The following is a 16,077-nucleotide window of genomic DNA, read 5'->3' as shown; positions in this document are numbered from 1 at the left end:
GGTTTCAACCAAACTACAATCTCTTTTTTGTTTCAATTACTTCCACCAAATCCAAGTCCAAAGGTAATTTCGTACATTTCGAGGAGTAATACGAATGAAGCGTTCACCGTCAAAGAAGCAATTTAAATTTGGAAGTGCTTCATCTGGATTTTCTGGAACAAAGATGACGATGTTTTCGTTACTTGTAACGGTTACTGTAATTGGTGGATCGGTAGGCGAGACTTGAAGTTGTAACGAAATATCGGCCGTATTTTTAAACGCATTATTAACAGGTGGACTTATTACTTGTACTGTGAATAACACGATAATTGTTTCGTTCGGTTCCAAATTAGTAGCGACTAGGAAACCGAAATTCGGATTCGCTAGTGGAGAGCGTTCACCGTTAATAAAGACAGTGCCGTTTATAAATTGTAAACCTGCTGGAATGGTATCTTGTAACGAAATATTTGAGAGTGAAATTTCGGAAGTATTTGTAATACGCACCGTGTAATCAAAATATTGATTTAAATAAGCTGAGCTGACGGAAGCACCTTTCGTGACGGTTGCAGTTACAAATTGAACTGGTATACGAACGGTATTTGAATTAACAATGAAAGTAATAATTGGATCCTGTGGCGTCAATTGAAAAGCGGCGGTAACTGTTGCAGAATTTATAATTGTACTGTTTGAAGGAATAGAAGTTACGAGAACTTGAAATGTTATCGTTGCTACTGAATCTGCAGATAAAGAACCAATATTAATACCAGTGTCTGGACGAACATTTGGAACGGGAGTATCGTTAATCGTTACGCTGTTTTCTATAAATGTTGTACCAGCTGGAATTGTGTCTATAACGGAAGTGCTGATTGTCGGAATTGGGGAGTGATTAAATACCGCTAATGTGAATGTAATGATATCTCCTATAACGACAATAGATTTGTCAGCTGTTTTTTCAATGCTAACCATCGGATCAACGACTGTCGTTGTAACAGTATTTGTTTGCTTTGTAACGGTATTTATTTTTTTTGTAATCGTAATAGGTGTTTCGGTTAGACCGACAATAGGCGTATAGGAAATAGTAGCATTATTATTGATTGTAGATTGAAGAGTAGTAGAAGATATTGCCACTTGGAAAGTAATAATAATAGATTCATTAGGAGCAAGATTTCCTAACGTAATACCATTTTCAGGATTTTCATTAGGCTGATTGATTCCGTTAATCGTAACACTACCAATAACGAATGCCGTATCTACTGGTGCAGTGTCTACTAAAAGAAAATCTTCGATAGTAATATTTCCATTATTGGTAATTGTAATGGTATATGTTAAAGTTTGACCAGGTAAGGCACTTGTAAAATCAACAGCTTTTATCGCAATGACATTATCATTTTGGACAGCAGTTGTGACGGTATTTGTTGTAGTAGTATTTGTAACAGGTACGTTATTTGGGTTGACTATATAGTTAAAAGTAGTAATTGCGTTGTTGTTTAGTTCATTTGGTGTTGGAATAGAAGTCACAGTTACTTGGAATGAAACGATAGCATCTTCACTAATAGTTATAGTACCAATTGGTATGCCGCTTACTGGATTCACTCTTGGAAGAGTTTCTCCGTTTACAATGACGCTATTTTCTATAAACGTAGTACCTTGAGGAATAATATCTTGAATGATTACATCATTTACTGCAACATTACCGGTTTGATTTAGTGTAATCGTATACGTTAACGTATCACCAACCGTTGCAAATGCAAGGTCAACATTTTTATTACTATTCAAATTCGCGTGATTAATTTCTGTTGCTGCAGCTGATGAAATAATAGTTTCGGTAATAGGTGGTCGATTTGGTACCGTGTATTCATATTCAATTGTACTCGTGTTAGAGATAGGATTTGTTTGCGGAATCGAAGTAACCCGTACTTGGAATAGAACAGTTGCTGTCGTATTAGGTGGAATGGTATCAATTTGTATACCGTTAAGTGGATTGTCATTTGGACGAGCGTTTCCGTTCACAATAACACTATTCTCTATAAAGTTCGTATTTGCTGGGATGATATCTGTAACAATAATGTTTTCTATTTGTATATTTCCGTTATTTATGATGGAAATTGTATAAGGGATGATTGTTTGTAGGTCAGCATATTGGATAGGTGTTGTTTTTGTCGCAATTACATTAGCGGAAATAACTTCAGTGAAGGTAATATTGCTAGTCGATATTTGTTCTTCCACGTTTATTGTATAACGAGAAGTTGATTGATTTTGAACGTGGCCGCTAGCAGGAAGAGCTACGACGGTAACAGAAAATGTGACTGGGATAGAAGTGTTAGGAGCAATCGTTCCTACAAGTATACCAGCACTTGGATTGGCATTAAGCTGAGGAATGTTATTTACTAAAACGCTACTGTCAATAAAGGTTGTTCCATCAGGTATATTGTCTGTAAATACAACAGCGGTAGCATCCGTATTCCCTGTATTCGTTAAAGTTGTTGTATAAGTTAAAATGTCACCAATCGTTACAGAGGTCAAATCAACCGTTTTAAGTGAAATGATATCAGCATCATTAATTTGAACGAAAGTAGTATTGGAAGTAGTAGATTTTTGAATAGGTGCAAAGTCAGGGTTGAAAATAAAGTCGTAGACGATGTTTGCCGTATTAGGTGCTGGATTTATAGCAGGTAAATTCGTAACGGAAACTTGGAATGTTATTGTCGCCATTTGCCCCGCTGCGATATTAGGAATGGAAAAGCCGATATTCGGATCTGCTGCAGGAAGTACAGTATTATTGACTATTACACTTCCTGGAATAAACACTGTTCCATCCGCTATAGTATCTGTAAAAAAGATGGAGTTAGTTGTAGTGGATCCGTTATTTTGAATGAGTACTGTATATTCAATGGTTTCATCAATGTTAGCTAATACTGTATTAGCAGATTTTGTAGCGATAAGAATAGCATCAATAAATTGTATATTTGTACTATTGGAAGAGGTTGTTTCTGAAATTGGTGGTAAGCTTGGGTCTGGTTGATACTCATAGTGGATGACGGCGATATTATTAATGTTATTTTGAGAAGGTATAGAGACTACATTTACTTGGAATGTAACGATAATTGTATTGTTTGGAAGGATAATATCAAGGGTGATTCCGGTAATTGGATTTTCATTAGGTCTTGGTACGCCATCTACAAGAATGCTATTTGGAACGAATGTGGTGCCAGCAGCAATTGCGTCAAGTAGTAGAGTATTTGTAATAGGTATGGTACCAGCGTTTGTAACTGCGACTGTATATGTGATGATTTGACCGATACGTGTAATGGTTCTATTGGCGGATTTAATGGCGCTAACATTTGCCGTCCGCACTTCAGTATTTACTGCATTTGATAACGATCTACGCTGAATAATTGGAGAACTAGGGTCAATTTGGTATTCATACGAAGTGTTTGAAATATTAATGACTACATTGCCAACTGGTATATTTGTAAGTTGTACTTGGAATGAAATAGTGACTGTTTCAGTTGGTTGTATCGTGCCGAGAGTTACTCCGTTTTCAGGATTAGCACCAGGCTGAATGACATTATTTATTGCTAAGCTATCTTCAATGAATATAGTACCTTCCGGAATGTTATCAATGAACACGGTATTGTTAGCTGGAACGGTTCCTATATTTTGTAGTGTATTTGTGTAGGTAATAATTTGCCCGATTGATACGAAAGTTACATCCGCGCTTTTAACAGAAATAATATTTGCGTTTTGAAGTGATGTTGTAATAATGTTAGAATTTGCAGAGCGATTTACTGGTGGGGCTGTAGGGATACTTACATATTGGTAAGTTGCTGAAGATTGATTTACAATTTCGGTTTCAGTAGGTGGATTATTTGTTTGCACTTGAAATAGTATCGTTTTGGAACTGTTTGCTGGAATTGTTCCAATCGGTATTCCGTTTTCAGGATTTACACCAGGCTGAAGGACACCGTTAATTGTGACACTATCGGGAACGAATGTAGTCCCAGCTGGAATAGAATCTGTGAAATTAATATTTATTGCGTCAACATTACCGATATTTTTCACTTCAGAAATATAAAGTATAGTTCCACCGATATCTATAGTTGTTGGATTGGATGTTTTTGTAATTGTCAATTGTGCTTGCACGAAATTTGTAATGACGATATTACTAGTAGATGTTTCAGTAATAGGTGGTTGCTCTGGGTCTGGTTGGATTGTATATGTTGTATTGGATTGATTTGTAATCGATTCTTGCGAGAATGAATCGTTAATAAGAATTTGGAACGAAATAAGGTGAGTAGCGTTTGCTGCTAAGGTAGGTAAAGTAACACCTACATTTGGATTGGCATCAAGTATAGTTGTTCCGTTAAGTGTAAAACTATTTTCTACGAATGTAGTATCTTGAGGGATCGTATCTGAAAATATGAGATTCGTAGCTGGAATATTTCCGGTATTTTCTAGTGTTATTGTGTAAGTCAAAATATCACCTGTTGTTGCTTGCTGTGCATTGACTGCTTTTAAAGAAAGGATAGTCGCATCTGAAATTTGTGTGAAAGCAGGATTAGATGTAATTGTTCGAGAGATGATAGGAGCAGTTGGGTCGGCGATAAAAGTATAGTCAATACGGGCTGTATTAGAAATTGGGTTCACGCTTGGAATAGATTGAACGATAACTTGGAATGTTACAGTGACGATTTCTGACGGTGTGATGGAGTTTAATGGTATTCCTACGTTAGGATCAGCATCTGGAACAGAAACGTTATTAATAGTTACGCTATTCGGAATAAAGGCAGTTCCTTCGGGGACCAAATCTGTTAAAGTAACTGTATTTGCAGTAGTATTTCCGTTATTTTGAACAACTACTGTGTAAGTGATTGTGCCGTCAGTAGATTGTACGAGAGAATCTGTACTTTTAATTACGGATAACGATGCATCAACAACAGTTGTATTAACCGTATTAGACGAGGATGTTGCTGTAACAGGAGGTTGACTTGGATCGACAATATACGTGTAACTTGTAAGTGCTTGATTTATAATCGCTCCTTGCGGTGGAATAGAACTTGCAAGAAATTGGAACGTAATCGTAGCGGAATCACCTGGTGCGATAATACCAACTGGAATACCGAGAGTTGGACTTGCATCTGGAAGTGAAATCCCGTTGAGCGTAACACTATTTGGAACAAATAATGCTCCTTCAGGAACTCCGTTAATGAGTAATACAGAGTTTGCAGGGAAGTTTCCAGTATTCGTTAATGTTGCTGTATACGTAATTACATCCCCGATAGATACAATTGAACGATTTGCTTGTAAAACATTTGTAACAGTCGCGTTATTAATTTGTGTTGAAGCGCTATTAGAATTTATCGTGCCTGTAACAGGAGGAGAGGCCGGATCAACGATGAGTGCGTATTGAATAGATGCTACGTTTGTAATCGGATTTGAAGGTGGAGTTGATGTAACTATGACTTGGAAAGTAACGGTTAAGGAACTACCTGCGCTAACTGTTCCGATATTAACTCCGTTATTTGGATTTGCGCCTGGAATGGTATTTCCATTTACAGCAAAACTATTTTCGACAAAGGTCGTTCCAGTTGGAACTGGGTCTGAGAAATTTACATTCGTAGCGTTTGTATTGCCGTTATTTTGAATCGAAACTGTATAAGTGATCGTATCTCCAATATTTGCAAAGGCTGTATTAGAAGTTTTTACAGCTGAAAGTATTGCTGTATTAATAGAAGTAACGAAGACATTCGTTTCCACATTGCCAGGCTGAGCCAGTAATGCATTGCCTACGTTATATTGGAAGTTAACAAATCCTAAGTTTTGGAGTTCAGGTGTGAACGTTGTGGGATTACTTACAATTTGTACTTGGAATATGATTGTTACCGTTTGATTTGGAGTTATTGTATTTATGCCAACACCATCAATGATAGAAGCAGATGGTAATGGAGTGCCATCAACAATAACTGATCCTGCAACAAATTGTGTCCATGATGGTAAAGGGTCTGAGAATATAGCATTGTTAGCAGGAATATTACCTGTGTTCGTAATAGTCGTTGTATACGTAATCGTATCACCAATCGTTGCAAAAGTTTTATCTCCTATTTTAATCGTATTTAAAATAGCACTTTCAATTTTTGTTATAACGTTGTTAGAAGTAATGTTTTTTGAAACTGGAGGATTAGCTGGATTAACGATATGTTGAAAGCTAACGCTAGCTTGATTAGTAATTGGATTTATAGATGGAATTTCATTGGCATTAATATGAAATGCTACGATGACAGATTCGTTTGGCGCGATATCACCGATTGGAACGCCTGTAATGATATCTGCATTTGGGATGCTAGTTCCGTTCAGTGTAAAGCTATTCGGTTCAAAGGAAGTTCCGTCTGGAATAAGGTCGGTAAAAATAACATTCGTTGCACTCACATTTCCGCTATTTGTAATTGTAACGGTGTAGGTAATATCCTGCCCGATATCTACCGTAGATACATTTGAATTTTTTTGTGCAGTAAGGATAGAGCTATTAATTTGTGTTGTCGTTGTATTAGATTGATTGGAAGTTGTAATAGGTGGCTGGCTAGGATCAACGACATAATGATATGTGGTAGAAGCAGAGTTAGAAATGGGATTAAGTGTTGGAAGTGTAATAACAGTTGCTTGGAATGTAACGATTGCCGTATTACCACCATTAATGGAACCAATATTTACACCAGTTGATAAATCGGCGTTTGGAATGGTTTGCCCATTAGCTGTGAAACTATTTGGAACGAAACTTAAATTGCTATCAAGAATATCGATAATAGTTACATCAGTTGCGGTCACATTCCCGGTATTAGGAAGGTTAAGTGTAAATGTTATTATATTACCAACATCCGCAAAAGTAAGATTTGCTGTTTTGGTGCTAATAATAGTTGCGTTGTTTATTTGAAGGAGTGTAGTGTTGGAAGTAGCTGCACTTGAAACGGGAGGATTAACAGGATCAACAGTAAATTCATACGTCGTTGATGCTGTATTTGGTGCTGGGTTACTAGATGGAAGATTGTTTACTGTAACTTGAAAGACGATACTATATATTTCATTTGGTGGAAGTGTTGCAAGTAATACACCTGTATTTGGATCCGCGTTAGGTTGTAAAACGCCATCGACAGTTAATGTGTTAGGAACAAATGTGAGTCCACTTGGTAATGTATCTGTGAATACAATATTAGTTGCATCGGTATTGCCTATATTGGTAATAGAAGTAGTATAAAAAGCAGTTTGCCCGATATCTGCAAAGGATACACTTTCATTTTTCGTCATAGACAATATTGCTTCATTAATTTGGGTTGAAACAGGATTACTAATTGAAGTTTCTGCCTCAGGTGGTGAGACTAATTGATACGATGTTGATGAGAAATTTACAATTGGGTTTGCGGTTGGTAATGATGTTACAGTAACTTGGAACGAAACTGTTACTGTAGTCCCGGCTGTTATTGTCCCAATATTCACACCGTTCGATGGATCCGCCCCACTTTGAGGAACTCCATTAATAGAAAATGTGTTTGCAATAAATGTAGTGACGCTTGGCACTGTATCTGTAAATATAACATTTTGTGCAGATGAGTTTCCATTGTTTGTTAAAACGACAGTATAAGTGAGTGTGTCTCCAATACGACTAAAGGATTTATCGACTTGTTTTAATGAAAGAATGTTAGCTGTATTAATCGTAGTAAACACTGTGTTTGAAGTAACGTTTCTTGAAACAATAGGTGCATTGGGATCAGTGATAAATGTGTAAGAAGCAGTAGCGGAATTGGCAATAGGATTTTGAACAGGGGTAGAAGTAGCGGTCACTTGAAATGCTATAGATGCTGAGCTGTTAGGAGCAATTGCTCCAATTGTTATGCCTGTATTAGGATTAAGACCGATTTGCGTGATGCCATCTATTGTAACACTGTCAGTAATAAATGTTGTACCATTTGGTATAAGATCAGTGAAAGTAATATTCGTTGCATTTGTATTACCGTTATTCGTTAAAATTGTCGTATAGGTAATGGTATCGCCTAGTGTTACAAGGGTTTGATCGACCGATTTTGCCATCGTTATCATAGCATCTAATACAGGGTTTGTAGCAATATTCGTTGAAGTAGAGGTAGTAGCAGGAGCGCTGTTTGGATCAACAGTATAAGAATATAAAATTGTGTCATTACCCATAATTGAACTGGAAGGGGAAACGGAAATAACATTTACTTGGAAAGTAACAGTTACCGTTTCACCAGGAGCGACATTTGGTATATTTACTCCAAGTGCTGGTTGCGCACCAGACTGCTGAACGCCATTTATTGTGACTGAATTTGGTATAAAGGTAGTGTTAGCTGGAATAGCGCTTGTGAAAGTAATATTAGTTGCAGCTGTATTTCCGGTATTTCTAATAGTAGTTGTATACGTGATCGTATCTCCAACTGAAACTATAGATTTATCAGCACTCTTTTTTGTTGTTAAAATTGCACTATTAATAGTTGTCGAAACCGTATTAGATACATTCGTTTGCGATATGGCAGGTTGGCTAGGATCGACCACATGTGCAAATTGTACAGAGCTAGAATTAGAAATTGGATTTATACTTGGAATGTTTGTAACAAGTACGTTAAGAGTAATCACGGCCGTTCCATTTGGGTTTATATTTCCAATCTGAATTCCGTTAGCTGGATTTCCGATTTGCTGTGTACCAGAATCGTTTGTAAGAGTGCCAGATATGAATGTCGTTCCATCAGGTAAAGTATCCGTAAAAATTATATTTTGTGAAGTGACATTTCCAGGGTTACTTAACGTAATCGTATAAGAAATTGTATCGCCAATTGTTGCGAAAGTTTTATTTACAGATTTGATTGCCACAATTTCCCCAGAATTTATTTGTGTCGAAACCGAATTGGATGTCGTACTTCTTGAAACGAGTGGGAAGTTGGGACCTGTCATAAATTGATAATTAATGGAAGCGCCGTTTACAACCGGTGAGTTTGGTCCGCCTGGTCCAATTGTGAAAATTGGATTTGGAATGCTAACTACTTGCACACGGAAGGTAACGTTTATAAAATCTCCAGCAATAATATCCCCAATCGGTATCCCATTCGCTGGATTTACTCCAGGTAATAAAACTCCGCCTACTCGAACGCTATCTTCTATAAATACTGCGTTATTTGGAATCGGATCTGTAAAAATGATATTTGCAGCAGTTTAATTTCCTATATTATCCAACAAAACAGTGTACGTTAAAAATGAATTTCCAGGTGCTACGTCAGAAAATAGTCGATCTACACTTTTCGTTGCTTGAATAATTGCTTCGTTAATTTGAACTAAAGTTGGATTACTTGTAGCTGTTTCTGTCACCGGCGGCTGGGTAGGATCAACAATGATCGAGTATGTCGTGTTAGATTGGTTCAAAGTTGGGTTTGTAGTTGGTATTGAGCCAACGATAGCTTGGAAGCTAATTGTCGTCGTTCCTCCAACTGGAATTGAGTCTAAAGAGATTCCGCTATCTGGTCTAAATCCAAGTTGTGGGATGGTATTAATTTGTACGCTATCAGGAACTAATGAAAGTTCAGGTGGTAATATATCGATAAAAACAGGTGTGTTTGCGGTAGTATTTCCGCTATTGGTGAGGGTAGTTGTATACGTAATTGTATCTCCAACAGCAGCAAAAGCACTGCTTGCAGTTTTTGTTGCGATAACAGAAGCAGTATTTACTTGTGTAAAAGTTTTATTAGATTGAACTGTTCGTGAAACTGGCGGTTCATTTATATCTACAATAAAGCTATATTGAAGCGATGATTTGTTCGGGATTGGATTAAGGTTTGGAAGTGTTGTAATGTTTACTTGAAAACTGAGTGTAGCAGATGCATTTGAATTCAAGTTATCAATATTGATCCCGTTTTGTGGATTTGCATTCGGAACGGTTACACCATTTATCTTAAAGCTATTTGGGATAAAGGTAGTACCGTTTGGAATTGTATCAGTAAAAATAATGTTGTTCGCAGTAGTATTTCCGGTGTTTGTAACAGCTGAAGTGAATGTAATTGTATCACCAATTGTAGCGAAAGTTGTACTAGCGCTTTTATTTATTACTAAAGTAGCGTCAATAATTGGTGTAACTGTTGTATTTGTTACGGTGCTACCAACAGCAGGAGATTGGTTTGGATTCACGGTATATTCATAATTTACAAGAGCATTATTTGTTAATGTGCCACTAGGTGGTATCGCTAAAATTTGTGCTTGAAAAGTAATAAATACAGTATCTCCTGGCGAAATATCTGCCAAGTGAATACCAAGTGATGGATCTAATCCTGGTTGTGGAACATTATTGATCGTTACGGAGTTTTGGATAAATGAAGCTCCTGCGCCAAGCCCATCCGTTAAAACAGTCGCACTAGCAGGGGTATTACCTGTATTTGTTACTGCAATCGTATAGGTAACGATATCACCAATTGCAGCTGTCGGTGTATTCACAGACTTAGTAGCGACAATAGTAGCGTTATTAATTTGAGTTGTTATTACGTTACTTAACGTATTGGCAGATGCTGGAGGTAAGTTAGGATCTACGACGTACTGGTACGTTGTATTGCTTTGGTTCGGGATTGGATTTGGATTCGGGATAGAATTTACTTGTACTTGGAACGAGATGATCGTATTTGCATTCGGATTTATTGGATCAATGTCAATTCCGCTTGCTGGATTGACATTAGGCAGTGTATTCCCGTTTACAGTAACACTATTAGGAATAAATGATGTCCCGTTTGGAATTACATCTGTAAATATTACATTTGATGCAAGTGTGTTCCCGTTATTCGTTAAAGTAGTCGTGTACGTAATAATATCATTTACGTTAGCAAACTGTTTATCTACCGATTTAGTAGTGGCAATTGAGGCGTTATTAATAGTTGTCTGTACAGTGTTAGAAGCAACCATCTGCATTACAGCTGGTTTGGATGGATCATACGTATATTGGAATGTTGTGCCTGATTGATTTGTAATTGGGTTTACAGCAGGGATAGTTGGTACAAAAACTTGGAATGTAACGGTGCGTGATGAATTCGCTCCTATCGTACCAATTGAAATGCCGGTAGCAGGATTTGCGTTAGCTATAGGGACATTATTAATCGTTACAGTATTAGGAATGAAGAGGGTACCCGCTGGAATGATATCTGTAAACGTTACATTAGTAGCAGGGATATTCCCGTTATTTGTTAAAATAGTCGCATATAGTATGACATCACCGACATCAGCGAAGTTTGTACTCGTTAGTTTTGTAGCAACGATATTAGCAGTATTAATTTGTGTAGTTACTATATTGCTAGTAGCGTTTCTAACAAGAGCAGGTAAGTTTGGATCAGCAATAAAGCTATATTGAAGTGAAGCGCTGTTTTGAATTGGGTTTGGTGAAGGTAGCCCATTTGCACTTATTTGAAAAACAATCGTTGTAAAACCACCCGAAGGAATGGATCCGACTGGAAGACCGGTACTTGGATCCGCACCTAGTTGTAAAGCACCACCTATAAAAATACTATTTGGTACGATAGTGGTGCCATTAGGGATTATATCGGTAACAATAACATTACTCGCTGTAGTATTTCCAAGATTAGCTAAAGAAATTGTATATGTGATTGGTTGCCCGACATCGGCTATAGTTAAATCTACTTCTTTGACAATAACTACATTTGCTAAATTAATTTGTGTACTTACAGTGTTGCTTACAGATGTTTCTATAGTTGGCGGGTCGCCCGGATTTAGAATAAAACTATACTGTGTACTAGATGAATTTATCGTTGGGTTTTGTGTTGGTACAGAGGTGATGGTTACTTGATAAGAGACGGTAAGTGAGCCGTTAGCAGGAATGGAAGGTAGCGGAACACCTATATTTGGATCTGCGTTATTTTGGAGTACACCATTAATAAGAAAAGTATTTGGAATAAAGGTAGTACCGTCTGGATTCGTATCTACGAAAGTAGGACTATCAGCAGAAACACTTCCTGCATTCGTCAAAGTAACAGTATAAGTTAATGTATCCCCTACGGTAGCGAACGCTCGATTCACTGTTTTGGCTGAAATGACATTTGCATCGTTTACTTGAGTAAATGTAGTGGTTGAAGTAGTGTTTTTACTTACAGGTGAAGCGTTTAGATCAACGATAAAGTTGTAGGAGATAGAAGCACTATTCGAAATAGGATTTGGATTTGGAATGCTAGTTATTACTACTTGGAATGAAGCTGTAATTGCAGTATTAGCATTGATGCTACCAATATTGATGCTAGCTGGTGTTGCGCCCGGCTGAGTAACACCGTTAACTATAACGCTGTTTGGTACAAAGGCGGTTCCATTCGCAATTGAATCGGATAGTAATACATTGTTCGCTGCAACATTTCCATCATTAGTGAGAGAAAAGGTGTAAGTTAATACATCACCAACTTCCGCAAACGTTTTATCTACAGATTTATTAGCATGGAGATTTGCTAGTCTAATTGTTGATGTAACAGAATTAGAATTTGCTGTTTTTGAAGTCGGTGGCAGACTTGGATTTACAGTATATAGATAAGAAGCAAAGGCATTATTAATGATAGGGTTTTGGGCGGTAATATTGATGACTGTTACTTGGAAAGAGAGGGTAAAAGTAGCCCCGCCAGGAATTGTGCCGATAGGTAATGCAACGAGAGAATCTACATTTTGCAAAACTCCGTTTAGTGTTACAGTACCAGGATTTAATATCGTTCCATTTGGAAGTGGATCTGTTAGTTGTACGTTATTAGCGGCTGTATTTCCGCTGTTTGTAATAAGGATTGTATAACTTATCGTTTCGCCAATTGTGGCAAATTGTTTATTAGTTGATTTTGTTAATGTTACATTCGCATTGTTAATTTGAGTGGAAACGAGATTAGAAGAAATGTTTTTCGTAACAGGTGATTGGCTAGGATTGACGGTATATTGATAAGAAGCGCTTGATCCGTTAGATACGACATTTGACACGGGTATTGTGTTTACTACTACTTGAAATGTAATATTTTTTGTTGTGCCTGTTGGGATGGATCCAATATTCACGCCGTTAGCGGGATTTGCGCCCACTTGTGTCGTGCCATCTATTGTTAAACTGTTTAGAACGAAAGTTGTTCCAGTAGGGATGACATCTGTAAAAATAACATTGTTCGCATTTGTATTACCTGTACCTGTAAAAGAAACGGTGTACGTTAGCGTATCACCAATATCTGCAAAATTTTTATCTACTGCTTTCGTCATTGCTACAGTAGCATTATTCACTTGAGTGGAGACAATATTTGTCGTATCAGTCCCACTTACTGCTGCTTGATTAGGTACAGGAACGTATTGATATGTTGTTGTTCCACTATTTAATATTGGGTTTGTTTGAGGGATAGAAGGCACGAGCACTTGGAATGAAACAGTAGTAGTGGAATTTGCTGCAATCGAACCAATTGGTATACCATTAGCGGGATTTGCTCCAGCTTGAGTAACTCCGTTAACAGTTACACTCCCTGGAATGAAAGTAGTTCCGCTAGGAATCGGATCCGTATATATAACGTTCGTTGCAGCGATATTTCCTATATTAGCTAAGGCAATACTGTAAGTTAATGTTTCACCAATATCGGTAAAAAGTTTGTTAACTGATTTTGTTCCATTAATATCTGCCAGATTAATTTGTGTTCCAGCAGAGTTGCTTGTTGCAAGACCATTAAAAGTTGTTCCTCCAGCGATTGGTGTATATTGAAATGTAATATTAGCAGTGTTAGAGATAGGGTTTTGACTTGGAAGAGAAACGACGGTAGCTTGGAAAGTTACTGTACGAGAAGCACCATTATTGATTGTTCCAAGAGATATACCAGCCGCAGGATTAGCATTTGTTTGTGGTACGTTATCTACTGTTACAGTGCCGGGTATAAAAGAAGTACCGTTAGGGAGACTATCTATAAAAATAGCGTTATTGGCAGGAAGAAGCCCGGTGTTAGGGATAGTAACTGTATAAGTGAGAATATCTCCAATTGCAGCAACACTTTTATTCACGCTTTTCGTCGCTTGTATATTTGGTGAGTTTATATTAATTTGTAAACCGACTGTATTTAACATATACGCATCTCCGTTAGTTGTTAAACGGATTGCGGCGGACACTTGTGAGTTTGTTAAATAAGGAGAAATATCAATAGAAGTAATATCCCAGCCTTGTCTTCCTGCTGAGATGTTTGTGCCTGTAGAAGCACTTTGATTTCGCGTTCCAAATGTCCCAGTTGTATCTAAGTTTCCAGCGGCATTATTAATTTGAGAACCGAAGAAATTATTTACAGCATTATTTGGCCCAGATAAGGCATTTAATGAACTGAAGTTTGGCCCAAATAATGCTTGATCCCCGATTAAATCTGCATCTCCTTCAGTGGAGCTTAAAAATAATCTCCCGCTTACAGGCCCTCCTGCGGGTGTTAAAAATCCTGAAACAGCTACATCTGCACTACCAGTATCAGCAGAAACACGGTTACCAGCTACGTAAATAGTTAAATTTCTTGCAGGTAATGTCCCGTTTTGATAAGCGACAATGAGTGTCCATCCGGCCGAGTTAATGGATCCATTTGAAGCATCTAAAGGATCAACAAGTCCAGGGACAGCTCCTGTAGTATAAGAACCAGAACCTCCAGCTTGAATAAGAGTTGTTACGTCTGCTGAACGAGTATAAAAGCCAAATGTAATAGAGTTTGAAACGAATGTTTGATTTGAAGCTGTAACAGCTGAAGGAGTAATTGAGTATGTTGAAACTGGTGTTGTAAATGAAACGGGATTACCTAGAACACTCGTAATGTTTTGATCACGAGATAAATAGTTTCCTCCCCAAACGAGTTCTGCGTAAAGAATAGTGCTACCAGCAGGGATATTTAAAATAGCGGTAGAACTATTTTGTGTATAGGTTAACGTTGTACCTGCGGGAAAAGTAGGTACTTGTAAAGCGGTATTCGTAGTTATAAACGCACCAATTGCCCCGATTGTACCAGCACGGTTTTGATTACTAATTTTACTTAATCCTAAAGTATTACCTGTAATAGCGAGTGCGCCGTTAGTGGTGGTAGAAAATCGATTCGTAATGGGCATGTTGTCACCTCATTTCCAATATAGTCTTGGTCAAAATAGGATATGTGTGTGATAAATAAATGGAAACATGTACAAGTTGATTTGATAATAATGATTTAAATGTCTAGATAAGGGGATGGAGTATGATTGAATTAGAAATTAGAGTGGAGCGTCTTAGGGAAGCAAAAACAGGGAATATTGTATCATTATCTTCTTATATTGGGTGGGATTATAACAGAGAAGAAATTGACACTATTTTTAACGCAGGGATTGTATACGGTGTTTGGAATGAGAGAGAGGAACTAATTGCTAGCGCGGCAATAATATTATATGGGGAGAAATTAGCGTCTATCGGAATGGTGATTGTACATCCAGATTATAAGGGGAGAGGGATTGGAAAGATAATAACGGAAGCGTGCATTAAAAGCGTATCAGCTCATACTCCAATTATGCTGATTGCTACGGATGAAGGGAAACCTTTATATGAAAAGTTAGGATTTAGGGCAGTAAGTTATGTTTCTAAATACATATGTAACTCATACAATGCGAAAGATTATTGTGTAAGAAATGAAGATTATGTGATGAATTATGAAGAGGGTGATTTAGAAAAAATAATAAAAATAGATGAATATGCGTTTGGAACAAATAGAAAAGAGTTTTTAAAGAAAAGAATTATGCAAAGTGAACAGTGTATCGTTGTAAGGGACAAGGAACAAAATGTATTAGGTTACGGTTTAAGCATACAAACACCAGAAAATAAGATAATAGGGCCGGTTGTTGCTAAAAATGATGAGATGGCAATGAGAATTGTACATGATTTAGCAAGAGGGTATAATGGAAAATTAAGAATGGATGTACCAGAAGGAAAGAACGATTTCATGAAAGAATTAGAGATTGCTGGTTTTAAAAAAGTGAATACACCACCAATTATGATAAAAAATAGTAATCGGTTATTAAAAAGAAATAGTGAACTATATAGTATTGCAGCGCAAATTTTTGGATAAAAAA

1 protein-coding gene and 1 pseudogene are annotated in these 16,077 nt (G+C 37.2%); one reads left to right on the top strand and one right to left on the bottom strand.

What is annotated here, in order from left to right; genetic code table 11:
• Positions 1 to 36: 36 nt before the first annotated feature.
• A pseudogene (locus tag MR169_RS09595) lies at positions 37 to 15,090 on the bottom strand (cell surface protein).
• A gap of 122 nt (positions 15,091 to 15,212) precedes the next feature.
• Here MR169_RS09595 and MR169_RS09590 point away from each other — a divergent pair.
• On the top strand, positions 15,213 to 16,073 hold the full coding sequence (locus tag MR169_RS09590) for a GNAT family N-acetyltransferase (RefSeq protein WP_242319319.1): 861 nt from the start codon (positions 15,213 to 15,215) through the stop codon (positions 16,071 to 16,073).
• Positions 16,074 to 16,077: the final 4 nt, after the last annotated feature.

The organism is Bacillus cereus group sp. BfR-BA-01349 (genome assembly GCF_022663795.1).
GTDB classification, from domain to species: Bacteria; Bacillota; Bacilli; order Bacillales; family Bacillaceae_G; genus Bacillus_A; species Bacillus_A cereus.
This window is presented reverse-complemented; position numbering and strand designations above follow the sequence as displayed.